Raw genomic sequence first — 20149 nt, forward strand, 5'->3', positions numbered from 1 at the left:
AGCACGCTAAATGAAAAACTTTCTGATTGCCCCTTCAATTCTGTCTGCTAATTTTGCTAGCCTTGGCCAAGAAGTCGATGCTGTACTAGCTGCTGGTGCTGACGTCATTCATTTTGATGTTATGGATAACCACTACGTCCCTAATTTAACTATTGGTCCAATGATCTGTAAAGCATTGCGTGATCACGGTGTGACCGCTCCGATTGATGTGCATTTAATGGTACGACCGGTTGATCATATGATTAATGAATTTGCCAAAGCGGGTGCATCAATGATCACTTTTCATGCTGAAGCGTCTGATCATGTAGACCGTTCTTTGCAACTAATTAAAGAGCATGGTTTAAAAGCTGGCTTAGTATTAAATCCTGCGACACCTCTGCATTACTTAGATTATGTGATGGACAAGTTGGACATGATTTTATTGATGTCGGTAAACCCTGGTTTTGGCGGTCAAAGTTTTATTCCTTCCACCTTACAAAAATTACGTGATGTACGTAAATTGATTGATGCCAGTGGTCATGACATCATTCTTGAAATTGATGGTGGTGTTAAAGTTGATAATATCCGTGAAATTGCAGAAGCAGGTGCTGATATGTTTGTTGCAGGCTCTGCTATTTACGGCCAAGAAGACTATAAAAAAGTCATTGATGAAATGCGTTCGGAGTTAGAAAAAGCCAATGTTTAAGCTTATTTGTTTTGATTTAGACGGTACCCTTGTTGATAGTGTACCTGACCTTGCAGCTGCCGTTAATTGTATGCTGAGTGATTTTGAACGTGCTCATTTCTCGGAAGATGAAGTGCGCGGTTGGGTTGGTAATGGTGCTCAAGTACTCGTGCAGCGTGCGTTATCGGGCAGTGTTAATATATCTGATGATATTGATCCTGCATTATTTAATGATGCGCTGGCGTCATTTTTAAAGCACTATTCTGCAAATGTATATACACACAGCGTGTTATACCCAAATGTAAAAGAAACGCTAACAGCACTGAGAGAGGCAGGGTTTAAACTTGCTATAGTGACCAACAAACCTATGGTTCAAACCACGCCAGTACTTGAATTAGCGGGTATCAGTGAGTTCTTTGAACTGATACTTGGTGGCGATTCGCTGGCTGAGAAAAAACCTAATCCATTACCGTTATTACATTGCTTAGATCACTATCAGTTTAAAGCTGAAGATGCGCTAATGGTGGGAGATTCTAAGAACGATATTATTGCAGCACAAGCGGCAAACTTCACTAGCTTTGGTTTAACGTATGGTTATAACTACGGCATTCCAATTAGTGACAGTAATCCTGACTTTGTGGCAGATGATATCAGTGAGCTATTAACGGCAGTGAAATTAAAGTAATCGCCTACTTTAGCGATAAATAGCCGTGATAAACATGATTGGGTAAGTAAGCTTGCCCACAATTGAATAAATTAAGAGATTGGGAATATATCTATGACAAAACCTGTGGTATTAAGTGGTATTCAGCCTTCTGGCAGTATGACTATTGGTAACTATATTGGTGCAATCAATCAATGGCTGGACATGCAGGAACACAGCGACTGTCATTTCATGCTTGCGGACTTACATACCATCACGGTACGTCAAGACCCTAAAGAGTTTAAATCTCAGGTGCTTGAAGGCCTAGCAATGTATGTTGCATGTGGTTTAGACCCTGAAAAATCGACTATCTTCTTACAATCTCAAGTACCAGAACATGCACAATTGAGTTGGTTACTTAACTGCTATACGCAGATGGGTGAATTAAACCGCATGACGCAGTTTAAAGATAAATCGAATAACTCTAGCAGCAGTAATTCAGGTTTATATACTTACCCTGTGTTAATGGCTGCAGACATTTTACTTTATCAAGCAGATGAAGTACCAGTAGGCGATGATCAAAAGCAGCACCTAGAGTTAGCGCGTACTATCGCGACTCGTTTTAATAATATCTACGGTGATGTATTTAAAGTACCAGAACCGATGATCCCAACGTTGGGCGCACGTATTATGAGCTTGCAAGATCCGCTGAAGAAAATGTCAAAATCAGATGCTAATCCAAAAGCATTTATCAAGTTATTAGATGATCCGAAAAAGATTGCTAAGAAGCTGAAAAGTGCAGTCACAGACAGTGATGAACAAGCGCGTATTTACTTTGATAATAAAGAAAAACCGGGTGTATCTAATTTATTAACGCTACTTTCTATTGCTACGAAACGTCCAGTTGCTGATCTAGTACCTGAATACGAAGATAAAATGTATGGCCATTTGAAAGGTGATACGGCAGATGCAGTAGTCGCTATGATAGAGCCGATTCAAGCGCGCTACCATGAGTTACGTGCTGATGAGACTGAATTACAGCGTATTATGCGTGTCGGTGCTGAAAAAGCGTCTGAGCGTGCTGCTCCTACGTTAGCGAAAGCATACGAGGCTGTTGGTTTTATTGCTAATAAATAACAATATTACTGAATGATAGAATTGTTAAAACCCTATATTATATTGGTATAGGGTTTTTTTGTGATTTAGTGTTCCGCTACATGTGCAACAGCTTCACGTACGAGACGGCCAATCTCTTCCCAGTTTCCTGCCGAAATTAGCTTCGGCGCGACCATCCAAGTGCCACCACAACAGACTACACGCTCTAAACCGAGGTAATCAGATACATTGTTCTTACTGATGCCGCCAGTTGGCATTAGAGAAACGTCGACATAAGGTGCTAGTAAGGATTTGACCATTGCAATACCGCCTGACGCTTCAGCAGGGAAGAATTTCATTAACGTTAAGTTAAGTGCTAAGCCTTGCTCGATTTGACTGGGGCTATTAATGCCTGGAACGATCGGCATACCAATCTCTTGGCAGTATTTTACTGTGGTTGGGTTTAGCCCTGGTGCCACGACGAATTCAGCACCGGCAGCCTGTGCCTTATCCACTTGTTCGGCGTTTAATACAGTGCCTGCGCCAATACACATGTCAGGGTAGGCTTCACGCATTAGGCGGATAGCTTCAGTTGCCGCTTCTGTTCTGAATGTGACTTCTGCAACCGGTAAACCATTCTCTACTAAGGCTTTAGCCAATGGCACGGCTTGTGAAGCGTCATCAATTTGAATCACTGGGATGATTTTGAATTGCTTTAATTTAGCAATTAGATCTTTAGACATGGTTATGCTCCTGCTATTTGAAATTTGTCTGTCGCTATTGGGGAATAATAGCCCAGATGTCATGACATTAAAGTAAGAAATAAACCTTAATACCTGATAACACACTGTTGGTCGCAACGGCTGCCAAGATCATGCCCATTACTTTACTGATAATGCTGGCGCCACTATTGCCAATGTAGCGATGGATCCAGCTGGCTGCGAGCATGAAGAGAAAAGCGATAAATAATACCGACAGCATCACGCCCGCGGTTTGCATTTGTTGAAAAATGCTAAAGCTCGAATTTTCAGTGAGTAATACCGCTGCTAACATCGCCCCGGGGCTTGCTAGGGAAGGTACTGCGAGTGGAAAGATGGCTGTCTCACTGCCATCTTTGACCAGCTGCATTTCGGTATCGGGTTTGCTATCACCAAATATCATGGTCAACGCAAATAAAAATAAGATGATGCCGCCGGAGATTTCAAATGCTGGTAACGGTATATCTATCGCCGTTAAAATTAATTCTCCTGCGACAATAAAAAAGAGCAAAATTAGTGCCGCAGCACAGGCTGCTTGTAATGCAATTTTGCGTTTTGATTTTTCATCAAACCGACTGGTTGCTGCAATAAATACAGGCACAGTTCCCACTGGATCAATCACAGCAAAGAAAAATATAAATACCGATATATAATCAATCATAGTGGTTACCTATTAACTGAGGTGTGTGCTGATGGCAGAAAAGTGTGTGGAGTAATGTTGGCGTCGTTATTTTTATAATGAGTGTAAACACATTATTCATCGGTAATGGGCTCCTGTCATACAGTTGGTTTTTAATGATCTGCGGTTAAATAGGTTCAACTTTATAGATCAGTATTATACTTTGTATAGTATACGCATTTATTTAATACCCAATGATATTGAGGTGTTTTACGTATGTTTACATATAAGGTTAGATTTAACCTCGTATGGCTTAGCTAAATAATGAAATGCACAAAGCAAAGAGTAATAATAGTGAGATAACTTGCCAAAAACGTTCCGGATTCTTTTCAACCAATGTTTGCTTACGATTATTCTTATATTTGGGATTAGGATGTTGTAACTCATATAAGAGTTCGGATACATCTGCATGACGCTTATTTGGATTGAAGCGCAGGCCTTTTTTTATTGTGCCATCTAACCAGAATGGGACTAATGGGTTGTGTTCATAGGCCGGAATATACTTGGTATTAAGATAGGCCTTTTGGGTTCGGCAGGTTTCGAGTTTGCCATTAAAAGGTTGTTTACCTGTGAGCATTTCAAAAATTATAACTGAAATGGCGAAGATATCTGATTGCGCAGTACTATCACCATTGATCACGGTTTCTGGGGCGGAGTAGGCTGCTGTGCCAAGGATCTTGTCTCGTTGTAATGGGGTCGCTATTTCTGCGATGCCTTTGACGAAACAAGAACCAAAATCAATAATTTTAACTTGGCTGTTGTTATCGATCATGATATTGCCGGGCTTTAAATCTTGATGCAGTGTTTCTTTACGATGAAAAGCACGTAAGCCTTTAATGACCTGTTCTACAATATTAAGTACATCTTGGATTGGCGGATTCGGATTTTGACTTATCCATTGCTCTAGCGTAATACCTTCAATGACTTCCATTAAATAATAGAGGTGGCTTTTTTTCCTGTTGGTTTCGACAATTTTTAAAATATGCGGATTATGCAGTCGTGATCCAATCCAGGTCTCCATGGTAAAACGCTCGATATAAGCATGATCATCGATATAATTGACCGAGGGTGCTTTCATGCAGTATTGCTGTTTGGTCTCCTTATCTTCGACTAAATATAAATGACTGCTACTACTGGCATGCAACTCTTTAATGACTTTTAGTCCATCAATTGATAACCCAGTGCGTAATGCGGGAGGGAAAGGCATGGAGGCAAGGTGCACATGTACATCTTCGGCGCTGAGCTTAGGTAAACTGTCGATACGCAACAATTGGCAGCTGATATTATCATTACTGTTATTGGCCATCGCATGTTGAATTAGTTGATCGCAGCATGCTTCGAAATCACTCTCTGCAGATGTATGCGCTTGTTGCACCATATTCCGTAATAATTTATCGCTAACAAAATCATGCAAACCATCGGTTGATAATAAAAACACATCACCGACTTGCAATTCTACTTCTTTATAATCCACATCGAGGGTGACATCTAAGCCCATTGCACGGGCTAGATAAGACTGTTTACTATTAACAACAGTGGTGTGGTCTCGGGTTAATTGCTCAAGGCTATTGTTACGTAAACGGTATATTCGTGAATCACCAACATGCAGTAAATGCGCAGCATGTGATTTAAAGACAATGGCGCTTAAGGTGGTGAGGTAGCCTTTTTGAGCATCGGAAAATTGTCGACCTTGACTGTATAACCAGCGATTGAGCGCGGTTAATACCTGACCTGTTGATTTTCCAACGGACCAGGTTTCCGGTGTAGAGTAATAATCAGATAAGAAATTATGTACGCAGGTTTCACTGGCTTCTTTACCTGCTTCTGACGCGCTGACACCATCAGCGATAATGGCAACAGCACCTTTGGTGGTAAGCAGTAAATCATCAGGAATACGAATACCTATGGCATCTTCATTTTGGGCTTTTATGCCTTCAACAGAGCGCTGACCTATGGTGAAGGTCGCACTGCCTTGTAAGTGCCATGGCGACATAATTACTCCTTGTAAATGATATCAATACTGAATGTTATGCTGTTACTTCCACCATACCATCTGTAATACGTACCGAATATACTGGTACAGATAAAGTGTCATCTTCAAGACATTCACCTGTGGTTAAGCTGAAATGTTCTTTATACAGTGGTGATGATACCGTTAAAACGTCTTTTACCGAGGTAATAAGGCCGCGTGATAATACGTTGGCTTTACTCGCGGGGCAGTAGTTATCAATGGCAAATAACTGATCCGTTTTACGGTCAAAGAAAATAGCAACTTGCTTACCGTTCACTAACGCACACACACCGGCATCTGGGATGAGTTTATTTTTTGCAATAATTGGAGTCCAAGTCGTCATAATAAATCCTTAAATCTGCTGTTAGCGGGTGAGGACTCCCGCTAACAGCTGTTATAGATAGTTGTTAACCGATAACAGTTATAATTGTTGTTATCGATTGCTGTTAGGTTGAACCTGATGGTTATTAACCTGTTAGTTCACTTCGAGCACAGGGATTTGACCAGCACGTTCTGCGGGTGTCGCAGGACGGATTTGATCGCGGACCTCAACAAATTGTACTGCGCTGTCTTGTTCTTCAGAGTTAATGAAGTGCTTAAAGCGCAGTAGTTTTTCAGGGCTTTCAATCGTTGTTTTCCACTCACATTGGTAGTTAGCAATGTTTGCGGCCATTTCAGATTCAAGCTCTGCTGTAACCCCCAGTTTGTCGTTAATAACAACGTCTTTAAGGTAATCCAAGCCACCTTCAAGGTTTTCTAGCCAAACTGATGTACGCTGTAGTCGATCTGCGGTGCGGATATAGAACATCAATACACGATCAATATATTTGTACAGTGTGTCAGTATCTAGGTCGGTAGCGAATAAATCGGCATGACGAGGGCGCATACCACCGTTACCACAAACATAGAGACCCCAGCCACCTTCTGTCGCAATAATACCGATGTCTTTGCCCTGCGCTTCAGCACACTCTCGAGTACAACCAGAAACGCCAAACTTAATTTTATGGGGAGAGCGTAAACCTTTATAGCGGTTCTCAAGATCAATGGCTAGTGACATGCTGTCTTGCACACCATAACGACACCAGGTACTACCAACACAGGATTTTACTGTACGTAGTGATTTACCGTAAGCATGACCTGTTTCGAAACCTTCCGCGATCAGCCATGCCCATATGTCGGGCAATTGATGTAATTGCGCACCAAATAAATCGATACGTAGGCCACCTGTTATTTTGGTATATAAGCCATACTTTTTAGCTACTTCACCGAGTACAATTAATTTTTCTGGCGTGATTTCACCCGCTGGGATCCGTGGTACAACAGAGTAGGTACCATCTTTTTGCATGTTACCTAAATAAACGTCATTGACGTCTTGCAGACCAAGATGATCGTCTTCGAGGATGTAATCATTCCAGAATGACGCCAGAATATTGGCCACTGTTGGACGACAAACTTCACAACCATGGCCAGAACCAAATTCGGTGATTAATGCTTCGAATGTTTTAATACGTTTAACCCGTATTATGTCCGCCAGTTCTGCACGTGAGTAAGTAAAATGCTCACACAGGTCGGTGTTTACTTCAACACCCATGCTTTCAAGCTCGGCATTAAGTACTTGCGTGACTAGAGCGCTACAACCACCACAACCTGTACCGGCTTTAGTAATTGATTTAATATCACCAATGCTGGTTGCACCATCTTGTACAGCTGCGCAAATCTGACCTTTTGTGACATCAAGGCATGAACAGATAACCGCTGAATCAGGGAGAGCATCAATTCCCATTGTTACTGCACCACCTTCTGCTGGTGGCACTAACATATTTTCAGGTGCTCCTGGAATATCCATGTCGTTTAAATAAATTTGTAACCAAGTACCGTAATCTTCCGCTTCACCAACCATTACCGCGCCAAGCAGTTTCTTACCACATTCGCTGATAACCAGCTTTTTGTAAACTTGGTCGGCTTCATTAGTGAATACATAATTTTGTGCGCCTTCGGCATTGCCATGCGCATCACCGATACTGGCGACGTCAACACCAAGCAATTTCAACTTGGTACTCATGTCTGCACCAGTGAACGCGAGATTACCTGCACCAACAATTTGGTCTACAGCTACTTTCGCCATTTGGTAACCCGGAGCCACAAGACCAAAGATACGTCCTTGCCATAACGCACATTCGCCAATCGCAAAAATATTCTCGTCAGAGGTTAAACATTGATCGTTAATTTGAATACCACCACGTTCGCCTAATTGTAGGTCGAATGAACGTGCTAGTTCATCTTGAGGGCGTATACCGGCAGAGAAGATGATCATATCGGTTTCAACGTGAGAACCATCGGCAAAGTTCATGCGGTAACGGCACGTTTCACCTTTAACAATTTCTTTGGTATTTTTTTCTGTGTGTACGTTTACGCCTAACTCTTCAATTTTGTCACGAAGAATTTTGCCACCACCATCATCAACTTGCACTGCCATTAGGCGAGGTGCGAATTCAACAACATGGGTTTCTAAACCTAATTGCTTGATTGCATTTGCAGCTTCAAGACCTAGTAGACCACCACCGATAACCACACCAACTTTACTTTCTTTTGCCGATGCTGTGATGTCTTCAAGATCGTTAATTGTACGGTAAACAAGACAATGGTCTTGGTCTTTACCTGGAATTGGCGGCACGAACGGATATGAACCTGTCGCGAGTACTAATTTGTCGTAATTCTCGACACGGCCTTGTGCTGTTGTTACTGTTTTAGCGGCTTTATCAATACTAACAACTTTATCGTTTACAAAGTACTGAACGCCATTGTCGTCATAGTATTCTGGCGATGTCATCATTAAGTCATCAGCTGTTTTACCGCTGAAATAAGCACTTAATTGAACACGATCATAAGCAAGGCGAGATTCTTCACTAAATGTGGTGATTTGCACTTCACCCATCTTTTCTTGTTGAATAAATTGGTCAATGAAATGGTGACCTACCATGCCGTTACCGACAACTATAATTCTTTTCATGACATGCTCCGTTATGCGCTTAATTCTTGATTTTTTGCCGCTTGCTCTAGATCTCTCCAACTCAGTTGCTCTGCAAGAGAGACAACTTTACCGATCACGATCAGGCTAGGGCTTTGTAATTGGTGTTCAATCGCGAGTGCTGGCAATGTAGCTACTGTGCCAACGAATTCTCTTTGTTGTGGTGTCGAGCCGTTTTCTATCAAGGCTGCAGGTGTATCACTGGCTAAACCATGGCTGATAAGTTGCGCTGAAATTTCAGCTAATTTACCGAGTCCCATATAGAACACTAAGGTGTGTTCAAGGTGTGCAAGTTGCGACCAATTGAGGTCTAGCTGGCCATTTTTTAGGTGTCCAGTAATAAAGGTACAGCCTGTTGATAAACCTCTGTGGGTTAACGGGATCCCTGCGTAGGCGGTACAACCTGATGCCGCTGTTACGCCGGGCACGACGATTGTTTTTATATCGTGGGCATGGAGCACAAGTTGTTCTTCACTACCGCGGCCAAATACAAACGGATCACCGCCTTTTAGGCGACAAATATTCAGACCTTGTTTAGCTTTATCGACCATGAATAAATTCAACTGATCTTGTGGAATACAATGGTCTGCTTTTTTCTTACCCACATAAATAGCGTTGGTGTGGGTTGGAAATAAGGCTCTAATTTCATGGCTAACCAAGTTATCAAACAAGATCAGGTCGGCATTTTCAATCGCTTTTAATGCTTTTAGTGTGAGTAACTCTGGATCCCCCGGACCTGCTCCTACTAATGCCACTTGACCTAGCGTGTTGTTATTTTTTGATTGCGCTTTGGTAATTAATTCAACTGTCATGACTCACATCCCTGTAGTACTGCTCTGTACTCACTAACGCAAAGACAGTGCCAACTCTGTAAGTTAAGGGTTAGTTATTGATATTTAAAGGTTTGTTTCTATACCTTGTTTTATATAAGGGATTTTAGATGATTAAGTACTGTGATGTTGCACCAGTTTTTTCATTCACGCACAGCCATGGTGCAGTTAAGTTGAAGTTGTTGAGAACAGATGTCGTTAAAATGGTGGAACGTGTGGGCAAATGACAGGAAAATCTCTGTGTTTATGCAGTTAAAGAAGAACATCATCCTTTTTATGGTGAATTAAAGTAAGGTGGCTTGGTTATTGCTCACCTATGTTTATAACAAAGCTATAAAAACAATAACCAATGTGTTGAGCAATTCAATGGAGACGTCTTATGATTTTCGGACGCAAGGATCAAAAGCCTATTCGTATTGCGGATAAGCAGGTAAAAGAATGGAAATATACAACTTGTGGATATTGTTCTACAGGTTGTTCTATCGAGATCGGTATTAATAAGCAAGGGAATGCAGTTGCGAGTCGAGGCGTTGCTGACGCAGACGTCAACAGAGGTAAATTGTGTATTAAGGGTATTTTTGAACATGAATTATTTGACGCGGCGGGCCGAGGTAATAATCCGCTTGTGCGTGATCACATTCATGATCAGTATAAAGAAACGAGTTGGGATAGCGCGCTCGATACCATGGGCGATAAAATTAAAGCGATTCAAGCGCAATACGGTAAAGATTCATTTGCGATTGTTTCTACTGGGCAGTTGTTAACCGAAGAGTTTTATACGTTAGGTAAATTAGCGCGAGGCTGTATCGGAACGAACAATTACGATGGTAATACAACCTTATGTATGGCCTCGGCCGTATCAGGTTATAAACGTTCATTTGGTTCGGATGGGCCTCCCGGTTGTTACGATGATTTCTCGCACACCGATTGCCTTATTGCCTGGGGTTCTAATCTGCCTGAGCAGCACCCTGTTATTTATTGGCGTTTAAAAGAAGCCAAAGAACAACGTAACTTCCCGCTTATCGTGGTTGATCCTCGTGTCACTATGCTTGCACAGTTTGCTGATATCCATTTACCCATTAGTCCTGGTACCGATATCGTATTACAAAATTCATTAATGCACGTGATCTTAAAAGAAGGTCTAGAAGATAAAGACTATATTGAAAAATACACGAATGGCATTGAAGAACTAAGGGCATGTGTCGAAGATTTTGACCCAACATCAGCCGCTAAAATATGTGGTATTGATGAAGATACTATTCGTCATGTAGCTCGTTTATTTGCTAAGGCTGGGCGTGCTATGAGTATCTGGACCATGGGACTGAACCAAAGTACTCATGGTAGTGATGCGATTACCGGCTGTAATTCGTTATCGCTTATCACAGGTAATATCGGTGTACCGGGTGGCACGAGCTTATCTATTACTGGTCAATGTAATGCGATGGGCACACGTGAATGGTCTTCTTGTTCAGGCTTACCTGGTTATCGCGCATTAGAGAAAGAAAAGGATCGTAACGATATTGCTGAATTTTGGGGCATTGACCCAGAGTTCTTTCCGAAAAAACGTGGTTTAGCACAAACTGATATTTTCCCTGCTATTGAAACAGGGCAAATTAAAGGCCTATGGTTAGTGGCGACAAACCCGATGACGTCGATGCCGAATACCTCGCGTATTCGTAAAACATTAGAGAAGCTAGATTTCTTAGTGGTGCAGGATGCGTATCAAGACGTAGAAACCATCCAATATGCGCACATGTTTTTACCTGCTGCGGTATGGGCAGAAAAAGAGGGGGTATTCACCAATACCGAGCGCCGCGTTAACCGCGTGAGTAATGTGCAAGCACCAAAAGGTAACTCTAAATCTGACTTTTGGATCTTCTCTGAATTATCTAAACGTTTTGAAAATGGTCAAAAAATCACTTTTCCTGTGACGACTGAAGAAGCATTTGAAGAAATGAAAGCGTTGTCCAAAGGCGCTGGCCGTAACCTTGATATTTCAGGGATGACTTACGAAAAAATTGAAAAAGCGCGTGGTATTCAATGGCCCTTCCGTGAAGGAGATGAAAGTAATACTGGTAATCCGCGTTTATATAGTGATGGCGTGTTCCCAACCCCTACGGGTAAAGCGAATCTTATTCCACTGCCTTGGATTGATAATAACGAACACCCCTGCGATGAATACCCATTCTGGTTAAACAGTGGCCGTGTGGTTGAACATTTTCATACCCGTACGCGTACCGGTAAAATGGGTAATCTCAACAAATATAGCCCAACGCCGTATATGGAAATGAATCCAGACGCTGCAGCTAAGCTTGGTATCAAGCATCAAAGTTATGTACGTTTGGCTTCGCGCCGTGGTGATGCGGTGGTCATGGTGCAATTAACGCAGCGCGTCGCACCAAACGCGGTATTTATTCCATTCCATTTCCATGATTGTGTTAATCGCTTGTCGTTAGGTCTACTTGATCCGCATTCTCGTCAGCCTGCATTTAAGCAGAGTTCAATTCGTATTGAACATGTAGACCAGAAACTGGCGGCGAAAATGAACCGCGAACGACGTACGTACTAAGTTAAGCGCAACGCGATAACATAAGAGGGATAAATTATGTTAGATAAATTAGAACAGTTTAGAGACCGCCTTGATCAAATAGGTGCAGCAGAAAAACCGGTTGTTAAAGATGGTACGCCTATCTTTGAACAACGTGTTGGTGAGCAACATTACGCAAAATTATCAGATGTAGAAATATTTGATGTTAATACATACGGTAAAAAAATAGACTTAATCGAACGTACCGAAGGGAAACTACCTGTTGGTCGTTCAATGAATATTAATGAAAATAAAGCGGTAGGTGATAACCCTAATCGTAATAAACAGCATGCTTTCCACTTTACTGCGGATAACTGTATTGGTTGTCACGCTTGTGAGGCCGCGTGTAGTGAAAAAAATGACAACCCTGCACACATTGCCTTCCGAAGTGTTGGTTATGTCGAGAGTGGTAGCTATCCGGATTACAAACGTATAAATATTTCAATGGCGTGTAACCATTGTGATGATCCTGTTTGTTTGAAAGGTTGCCCAACGAAAGCTTACACTAAACATGTTGAATACGGAGCTGTATTGCAAGACCCTGATACCTGTTTTGGTTGTGGTTATTGTACTTGGGTTTGCCCATATAATGCCCCACAACTTGATCCAATTAAAGGTCAGGTAACAAAATGTAATATGTGTGTAGACCGTTTGGAAGTCGGGTTAAAACCGGCTTGTGTCTCTGCATGTCTCGGTAATGCACTTAACTTTGGTGTGGTGGAAAATACACCTGAGAACCGTATTCAGGCGAAAACATCTATTCCGGGCTTTCCTGATCCCAGTATTACCAATCCGAATATTCGTTTCCAGCAGACCACCAGTACTCAGCGTGAAATGACGCGTACTGATAACATGCCACTTAAATACCATAAACAAGATGATGGGTCATTCCGCTCTGTTGTGGATGAAAAAGACGGTAAAGAGCAATCGTGGAATTTGGGACGCTTGAGTTCACGTGAAAACCCATTGGTGATATTCACACTGTTTTCACAAGCTGCGATGGGCGCATTTGCGCTTATTTTCCTTGGCCCATTACTGGGTATTGAAAGCTTAACTGGATTTTCAGAATCAGGTGCGGGTTTATCATTGCTGGTTATATTAATGGCGATGCAAGCTATCGGCTTATTAATGTCGACACTTCATCTTGGTAAACCTAAGCGTTTTTATCGTGGCTTTAACAACTTAGCACACTCTCCTGTCAGTCGAGAGGGTTTAGGTGTTGCCTTATTCTTTGGGTTCATGGGTGCATTTACTTTCTTCCAAGGTGCAGCGTGGTTCTTTGATATGCACTTCTTTACTTATGTAGCGTCACTCTTTGGTGCACTGGCGTTAGTGGGTACCACGGGAGGCTTGTACTACATGTACCGCAGTTATCGTATTAAGGCGCGTCCGTTCTGGGATCATTGGCAAACGGCTTGTTCGTTTGTTGGTTCTGCAATCGCACTTGGCACGTTATTAACGGCATTAGTCGCTGTGTTCGGTGACGCTGAGCTTTATCCATTACTGACTGAGTTGGCACCTATTGTAATCACGGGATTAGTGATTGAAGCGTTTGGCCTTTATTCACATGCGAAACATCTCAATGTAGAGCAGGGGGAAGGTGCAGCTTCGCATTATGTACAATGCACAACATTTGGTAAAACGTATAAATTACGTAATCTTACCGTTGCCATTAATATCCTTGCAGTCACTTTACTGGCACTATTAGCGCCATCTGGCTTGTTAAGCTTGTTATGGTTATTGCCAATTGCATCAATTGCATTAGTGTCAACAGTAAGCCGAGCGCTGTTTTATGTACTTGTTATTCCGACCACAATGCCTGGTGCATTTTTCTGGAAAAATAAAGGCTTTGAGCAGCATGCGCGTGATGTTGGTTTAGCTGATATGCCACAAGTTGGTGTTATACCTGACTTGCACTAATAGACTGTATTTGGCTTGTAGTACATGGTTCTGACTTGGAATAAATTGTAGGAAAGGTGTGATGAGGGCAGCGCTTGCTGCTCTTTTTATTTTGAACATAATACTAATTTAGAAACGTTTAGCGAAGTATTGAATCTTATCGATTAGTTAAAGTCATATTAAAGGATTAGCATTGGCCGATTGATTTATTTTAATTTGTCATGCTATTGTAATTTTCTGTAATTAAACTAGAGCTTTGATAATCTAGGGTTAAACTAGATTGTACATAAATAATACAGCCATCGATAAGGTAACTGTTTTTTAGTTATTTATCAGCAAGCTGAATTATCAATTTTAAATATTCAATACTATATATTTTATTTGTGGGGTTACGCGGATTATCGAATTTGTCGATAAGCATCAGTCGTGATAAGATCTCGCGGATTAATGTGTAATAACGGGAGAATTGTTGATGAGCAAAGATATGCAAAGTATGGCATTAGTTCCTCAGGGTAGCATTGAAGCCTATATCCAAGGTGTGAATAGTATTCCAATGTTGACTGCTGAACAAGAAAAGGAACTAGGCGAACGCTTGCAGAATGAAGGTGATGTCGATGCTGCACGTCAGTTAATCATGTCGCATTTGCGCTTTGTTGTTCACGTTGCTCGTGGTTACGCAGGTTATGGCCTTTCTCAAGCGGATCTAATCCAGGAAGGTAATATCGGCTTAATGAAGGCTGTAAAACGATTTAACCCTGCTGTTGGCGTAAGACTGGTGTCTTTTGCTGTACATTGGGTGAAAGCGGAAATTCATGAATTTGTACTGCGTAATTGGCGAGTAGTGAAAGTTGCGACGACTAAAGCGCAACGTAAACTATTCTTTAATCTACGTAAATCAAAAAAACGCTTAGGCTGGTTTACCAATGCTGAAGTGCAAACAGTTGCTGAAACCCTTGGCGTTTCGACTAAAGATGTAGTTGAAATGGAATCAAGAATGTCTTACTCAGATCAAGCATTTGATTTGTATGCTGATGATGATAGCGATAAAGATTCAGGTTCAATGAGTTTTTCGCCAGCTCAGTATTTAGAAGATAACGCTTCAGATGTTGCACAACAAGTTGAACGTGAAAACTGGGATAAAAGTGCATCTCAACGTTTAACTAACGCAATTTCTGAATTAGATGAGCGTAGTCAAGATATCGTTAAATCACGTTGGTTAGCGGAAGACAAAGCAACACTGCAACACTTAGCTAATCGTTATGGTGTTTCTGCAGAACGTGTACGTCAGTTAGAAAAAAATGCAATGAAAAAACTGCGTGAGTTTATTGCAGAATAACGAGCACATAGAATTGTTAAAAATGAGGTCTCCAATGGAGACCTCATTTTTTTTGGCAAGAAAATAAATAAACGTTTAATTGTATTTGATTATAGATGGAAAGAAACATGAATAGAGATCCCTTATTTGGTTTTCAGGGTAGTGAGCTTAAAAGTTACTTAGAGCGTAATAAGTTAACTGAAGATCAAATTATTTTGGTTTATAACGGGTCTGGAATGACACATGAATATAACCTAGCACAAGTTGTAATACCGGAAGAAGGCAAGCAAAAAAGGATTGTTGTGCGGCTCTTAAATAGCGGTGAAGAGGTTACCTTCTTCCGCACAGGTAAAAGTGTCCTGAAGAAAAGTGCGCATTATAAAGTGATGCCGATGGTGCCTTGGTTAATGACACGCTTTGGGTTGCAAGATCAAATTCGATTTAACTGGAAGTGGGGTTATGCTTAAACCCTCGTGTTAAGTTTAGAAGAGAGTTGGCCCAATCATGAGTTTTATGATTGGGCCTTTTTGTAACTAAGACATGCTAACTCTGATATGTTAATAAGCGATTATGCCATCTGTTTAAAGCTAGTCTTTAGTTCAACCATTAACTGTTGTTGCCAAGCCACTTGGTATAAATTGCTCGACTCTTCTTTTAACTGCGCAACTTTAAATAATTCAATTTCAGATATCTCACGTTGCTGCTGTTTGGCATTATGGTTGATTTCTTGGATCTTGGCGTAATTGTCATGTTCAGGACCATTCTTAATTGCTTCAATACGATCTACATGTAACTGAACTTCTACTATCATCTGTGTTTTTGGTAATCGTACTAATAAATTTATATCACGGTAACCATTTTGTTTTGGACTATTAAAACGGTTTTTCACTTGGATGATATCGGTTTCTTGTTCAAGTAGCTCATAAGCACTGAGTAATTCATGGCTGTTTTTGGCTACAAGCGAGCTACGGGCTAAATCGGTAATTTTCTCTACTGCGCCATCATGTTTGTTGGCAATCTTAGCTTTTGCTCTTTCAATGCTTTTGATTGCAGGAATCACAGCACTTGTCTGTGACATTAATGCGATTTGTTGAGTTAGGGTCGCTAACTCATCTTGTGCTGATTCAGCTAATGAATAAAGTGAGTCAAAATCGCTGTAAGGTTGCATGATATTGCTGCTGCTAATATCAGACAATTGATAAAGACCGGCTAAGTCTTTGCTTATTTGTGTGCGAACTCGGTTAGTTGCACTGCCGTTATTAGAAGTTTGACTAAGGCTAAGCATGGTCGCGGCTTCAAGCGGCGCTTTACCTGCTAGCATTAATACTAAAATTAATGATGTTCTGAGAAAGCTATACATAGGTATCCTTTTTTAGAAAAAGCATTTGCATCATTGTATGCTGATACTTAGTAATAGATGAGTGCGCCCAGTCACAATTCAAGGTGGGGCAGTGTAAAGCTGTGTAAGAAGTGACGAAGCTTGGCGAATAGTGAGAGTCATATCACTTATTCACGTGGAATCCGTTTATTAACTAGTAAATATGACGGAGCGCTTGTATTTTATTCAAGTTAGCGTATTCGCGAACACTTATACCCAAATATCGTTTCTATAATTAAGGCTTATTCAATGATGAAAAAAACAATAACTGCAGTAATGATTGTTGCTGCTCTTTCTGGCTGCGCTCGTCAAAATGCGACCACAGGTGAAGACGAAACGAATACAGCAACGAAGTCTGCCATTGGTGGTGCAATTGCAGGTGCATTAATCGGTGCTGCAACGGGCAAGAAAAATGCAGCGATATATGGGGCCGTTGGTGGTGCTGCAATCGGTGGTGGTATTGGTTACTATTTTGATCGTCAAGAAGAAGCATTACGCCAAGAATTGACGGGTTCTGGTGTGCAAGTTAAGCGTGTTGGTGAAAACGAACTGCAGTTGATTATGGCCAAGGGTATTGGTTTTAAAACCGCGGGTTATAACTTAAGTAGTGATATTCACTCAAGCTTAAACAGCGTTGCTAAAATTCTTAATGAGTATCCTAAGTCATCACTACGTATTGTTGGTCATACGGATAGTGTAGGCAGTGCTGAGTCGAATTTAACACTCTCTGAAGAGCGTGCTGAATCTGTGAGTGAATACCTTAATAAACGTGGTATTAAATCAGGTCGTTTGTCTACGCGTGGTTATGGTGAACGTCGTCCTATTGTGTCAAATAAAACAAAGGATGGCCGTGCTGCTAACCGTCGTGTAGAAATTACTATTACTGCGAGTTAATCAGTTTCAAAACATACGGAGTTACCAGCTGACGTCATATTGATTGTTGTTGGTGTATCATAAGCCGAACCAAGTGTTCGGTTTTTTTGTATTGATAGATTAAAGCGCTCAGCTAATGCGGGAATAGTATTCACATATAGGATTATTAAATTAAAATACGAGGCAGGACTAAATTTTGGATAAAAAAATACCCAGTTATATAAATAACTGGGTATTTTTAATTGGCTCCCCTTGCTAGACTTGAACTAGCGACATATGGATTAACAGTCCACCGTTCTACCAACTGAACTAAAGGGGAATTATTTGGTGCCCGAACCCGGAATTGAACCAGGGACACGAGGATTTTCAATCCTCTGCTCTACCGACTGAGCTATTCGGGCAAATGGTGCCGACTGCCGGAGTCGAACTGGCGACCTACTGATTACAAGTCAGTTGCTCTACCTACTGAGCTAAGTCGGCACTAAATGCTTTTTCATAAAGATAGTGGTATATATCTTTATTTATTAATATGGTGCCCGAACCCGGAATTGAACCAGGGACACGAGGATTTTCAATCCTCTGCTCTACCGACTGAGCTATTCGGGCAAATGGTGCCGACTGCCGGAGTCGAACTGGCGACCTACTGATTACAAGTCAGTTGCTCTACCTACTGAGCTAAGTCGGCACTAAATGCGTTTTAAATAAAGATACCTATTAATGAAATATCTCTACCTTTTAAATATGGTGCCCGAACCCGGAATTGAACCAGGGACACGAGGATTTTCAATCCTCTGCTCTACCGACTGAGCTATTCGGGCAAATGGTGCCGACTGCCGGAGTCGAACTGGCGACCTACTGATTACAAGTCAGTTGCTCTACCTACTGAGCTAAGTCGGCACTAAATGCGTGTCGCATAATATCATCTTCATTTTAAAAAACAAGTCAATATTACACTTTTTTATTCTTTCCAAATTTTGGTGCCCGAACCCGGAATTGAACCAGGGACACGAGGATTTTCAATCCTCTGCTCTACCGACTGAGCTATTCGGGCAATGGAGCGCTATTAAATAGAATTTAGGCCGATCCGTCAACTGTTTCACCCTGTTTAGTGAAAATAATATGCGTTAACCCTATGCGCTGTCTGATTAATCATCAATACGTGTGTTTTGTTGACGTTTAACGGTTAAGTTGACGAAAATGACGGTTTACCTCGTATACATAGTTTTTTATTTCAGCGCGAGATTGCGCATTAGTGAAACTTTGGTAAACCTCATAAGAAGATAAGCCATTTATTATACTTAGTGCTTCATTTTTGTTCTTCGAGAAGGTTTGCAGCATATTTTTAGGTCCAGCAATATAACTTGCTAACGTGGCATAGTAGCGAGATTTTGGGTTGCTAATATTTTTAAGGTACTGTTTATCTAATAGATTTAAATAACTAATGCCGATATCTAGATTGTTATTGTTATTAAATAACCAGTTTGGTTGTGGCTTAAAAGGATATTTCTTTTGTTGATGAAATACATCCCTGCCAATTGAACTGGATATCTGCATTAGGCCAATACGGCCATTGCGATTTAATGCGTAGGGGTTAAACAAGCTATCGACTTGGATCATGGCGGTGACTATGTTGCTATCAATGCCATAGTGTTGCGCTGATTGCTTAATCTGGGCTTGGTAGCGCTGCATACGCACTCTGATATGGTTAGCGGTTAACGTAAACGTCACGGCGTCTACCGAGCGGCCATTTATCGTTATTTGCTTACGCTTATGCTTAATAAGATAGTTAGCATAATGAGAGGCGCGCCAATGCCATTTTATTGACCTCCCCTCATTGTCTTTAACTTGTAGGTAAAGAAAGGGCTTCCCTTTAATTTCAGAGCTGTAACTGGTGTAGAAATCTGTGTATTTAGGGTGTTCAGGGGCAAGTAGCGTGTACTCAATCGCCTGTTTAAGATATTGCTGACTATTTGGTTGCGCGAGTGTCTCGACACGGACGCGACCTTGTTGAAAATCGATAATTGAGCGGCTGTGGTAATTGTTGGTATATTTGATATAGCGATAATTCGTCGAAAACGAGTGCTTAGTATCACCCCAAAGTTCGATAACTTGCTGACGATAATTGTCTTTTAAGGTTCTAAGTGCGGTATTGTCTTTTTCGTCGGTTCTTTCTGTTTTAGCGCGGTAATCAGATTGTTGATAAGATAGGCGTTCTAACGCTTGTGATGCGTTATTAAGACTGGCGAGTTCGACGGAATATTGATAGTCACTCATCGAGCAGGCGGTTAATACACTGCAACTGATAGCGATTAATAGAATTCGGAATATAACCATGTGGATAAACTGTTCTCTGGGTTAAAACTTGCCTAGCGCTAGAGTATCACGCTAG

Annotated in this window: 16 protein-coding genes and 8 tRNA genes; 8 read left to right on the top strand and 16 right to left on the bottom strand. The window is 41.3% G+C overall.

What is annotated here, in order from left to right; all coding sequences use genetic code 11:
- The first annotated feature begins 10 nt into the window (after positions 1–10).
- From rpe to trpS, 3 genes are all read left to right on the top strand, one after another.
- Positions 11–685: a ribulose-phosphate 3-epimerase gene (rpe, locus tag HWV01_RS01570; protein ID WP_211673776.1), complete on the top strand. Its 675-nt coding sequence runs from the start codon at positions 11–13 to the stop codon at positions 683–685.
- Positions 678–1349 carry a phosphoglycolate phosphatase gene (locus tag HWV01_RS01575; protein ID WP_211673777.1) on the top strand — a complete coding sequence of 224 codons (672 nt, stop codon included), beginning with the start codon at positions 678–680 and terminating at the stop codon, positions 1347–1349. Before rpe ends, HWV01_RS01575 begins: the two co-directional genes overlap by 8 nt.
- 93 nt (positions 1350–1442) lie before the next feature.
- Complete coding sequence (trpS, locus tag HWV01_RS01580) at positions 1443–2444, top strand: tryptophan--tRNA ligase (protein WP_211673778.1); 1002 nt, start codon at positions 1443–1445, stop codon at positions 2442–2444.
- A 65-nt stretch (positions 2445–2509) separates the two neighbouring features.
- Here the strand turns inward: trpS and HWV01_RS01585 are convergent, their stop codons facing one another.
- The 6 genes from HWV01_RS01585 to cobA form a co-directional block, all read right to left on the bottom strand.
- Positions 2510–3145, bottom strand: coding sequence for a bifunctional 4-hydroxy-2-oxoglutarate aldolase/2-dehydro-3-deoxy-phosphogluconate aldolase (locus HWV01_RS01585; protein ID WP_211673779.1), 636 nt, complete (start codon positions 3143–3145; stop codon positions 2510–2512).
- A 67-nt stretch (positions 3146–3212) separates the two neighbouring features.
- The gene (locus HWV01_RS01590) at positions 3213–3821 is read right to left on the bottom strand and encodes a MarC family protein (RefSeq protein WP_211673780.1); all 609 of its coding nucleotides are present in this window, start codon (positions 3819–3821) and stop codon (positions 3213–3215) included.
- Positions 3822–4092: 271 nt separating this feature from the next.
- Positions 4093–5832 (bottom strand): bifunctional protein-serine/threonine kinase/phosphatase, encoded by a 1740-nt coding sequence (locus HWV01_RS01595; RefSeq protein WP_211673781.1) that lies wholly within the window; start codon positions 5830–5832, stop codon positions 4093–4095.
- Positions 5833–5866: 34 nt separating this feature from the next.
- A complete protein-coding gene (gene nirD, locus HWV01_RS01600; protein ID WP_211673782.1) occupies positions 5867–6193 on the bottom strand; it encodes a nitrite reductase small subunit NirD in 327 nt (108 codons plus the stop codon).
- 132 nt (positions 6194–6325) lie between these two features.
- Positions 6326–8860 (bottom strand): nitrite reductase large subunit NirB, encoded by a 2535-nt coding sequence (nirB, locus tag HWV01_RS01605; protein ID WP_211673783.1) that lies wholly within the window; start codon positions 8858–8860, stop codon positions 6326–6328.
- Positions 8861–8871: 11 nt separating this feature from the next.
- Entirely contained in the window at positions 8872–9690 is an 819-nt protein-coding gene (cobA, locus tag HWV01_RS01610; RefSeq protein WP_211673784.1) for a uroporphyrinogen-III C-methyltransferase, read from the bottom strand.
- A gap of 397 nt (positions 9691–10087) precedes the next feature.
- Between cobA and HWV01_RS01615 the strand changes: the two genes are divergently transcribed.
- The 4 genes from HWV01_RS01615 to HWV01_RS01630 all read left to right on the top strand — a co-directional run bounded on the left by HWV01_RS01615 (position 10088) and on the right by HWV01_RS01630 (position 15976).
- On the top strand, positions 10088–12277 hold the full coding sequence (locus tag HWV01_RS01615; protein WP_211673785.1) for a molybdopterin oxidoreductase family protein: 2190 nt from the start codon (positions 10088–10090) through the stop codon (positions 12275–12277).
- 36 nt (positions 12278–12313) lie between these two features.
- On the top strand, positions 12314–14215 hold the full coding sequence (locus HWV01_RS01620) for a DmsC/YnfH family molybdoenzyme membrane anchor subunit (RefSeq protein ID WP_211673786.1): 1902 nt from the start codon (positions 12314–12316) through the stop codon (positions 14213–14215).
- Between the two features lie 451 nt (positions 14216–14666).
- Positions 14667–15530, top strand: coding sequence for an RNA polymerase sigma factor RpoH (gene rpoH, locus HWV01_RS01625; RefSeq protein WP_211673787.1), 864 nt, complete (start codon positions 14667–14669; stop codon positions 15528–15530).
- A gap of 107 nt (positions 15531–15637) precedes the next feature.
- On the top strand, positions 15638–15976 hold the full coding sequence (locus HWV01_RS01630) for a hypothetical protein (RefSeq protein ID WP_211673788.1): 339 nt from the start codon (positions 15638–15640) through the stop codon (positions 15974–15976).
- 101 nt (positions 15977–16077) lie between these two features.
- On the opposite strand, the gene HWV01_RS01635 is transcribed toward HWV01_RS01630, so the two are convergent.
- A complete protein-coding gene (locus HWV01_RS01635) occupies positions 16078–16869 on the bottom strand; it encodes a RelA/SpoT domain-containing protein (RefSeq protein ID WP_211673789.1) in 792 nt (263 codons plus the stop codon).
- A gap of 267 nt (positions 16870–17136) precedes the next feature.
- Between HWV01_RS01635 and HWV01_RS01640 the strand changes: the two genes are divergently transcribed.
- Complete coding sequence (locus tag HWV01_RS01640) at positions 17137–17781, top strand: OmpA family protein (protein ID WP_211673790.1); 645 nt, start codon at positions 17137–17139, stop codon at positions 17779–17781.
- A gap of 222 nt (positions 17782–18003) precedes the next feature.
- On the opposite strand, the gene HWV01_RS01645 is transcribed toward HWV01_RS01640, so the two are convergent.
- The 9 genes from HWV01_RS01645 to HWV01_RS01685 all read right to left on the bottom strand — a co-directional run bounded on the left by HWV01_RS01645 (position 18004) and on the right by HWV01_RS01685 (position 20094).
- Positions 18004–18079: transfer RNA gene (locus HWV01_RS01645), tRNA-Asn, on the bottom strand.
- Positions 18080–18085: 6 nt separating this feature from the next.
- Positions 18086–18161, bottom strand: a tRNA-Phe gene (locus HWV01_RS01650).
- Positions 18162–18164: 3 nt separating this feature from the next.
- Positions 18165–18240 (bottom strand) — tRNA-Thr (locus tag HWV01_RS01655).
- Between the two features lie 50 nt (positions 18241–18290).
- Positions 18291–18366 (bottom strand) — tRNA-Phe (locus tag HWV01_RS01660).
- Positions 18367–18369: 3 nt separating this feature from the next.
- Positions 18370–18445 (bottom strand) — tRNA-Thr (locus HWV01_RS01665).
- A 57-nt stretch (positions 18446–18502) separates the two neighbouring features.
- A tRNA-Phe gene (locus HWV01_RS01670) sits at positions 18503–18578 on the bottom strand.
- A 3-nt stretch (positions 18579–18581) separates the two neighbouring features.
- Positions 18582–18657: transfer RNA gene (locus tag HWV01_RS01675), tRNA-Thr, on the bottom strand.
- A 78-nt stretch (positions 18658–18735) separates the two neighbouring features.
- Positions 18736–18811, bottom strand: a tRNA-Phe gene (locus HWV01_RS01680).
- A 125-nt stretch (positions 18812–18936) separates the two neighbouring features.
- Positions 18937–20094 carry a murein transglycosylase domain-containing protein gene (locus HWV01_RS01685; RefSeq protein WP_211673791.1) on the bottom strand — a complete coding sequence of 386 codons (1158 nt, stop codon included), beginning with the start codon at positions 20092–20094 and terminating at the stop codon, positions 18937–18939.
- Positions 20095–20149: the final 55 nt, after the last annotated feature.

This window comes from Moritella sp. 5, assembly GCF_018219455.1.
In the GTDB taxonomy this organism is placed as follows: Bacteria; Pseudomonadota; Gammaproteobacteria; order Enterobacterales; family Moritellaceae; genus Moritella.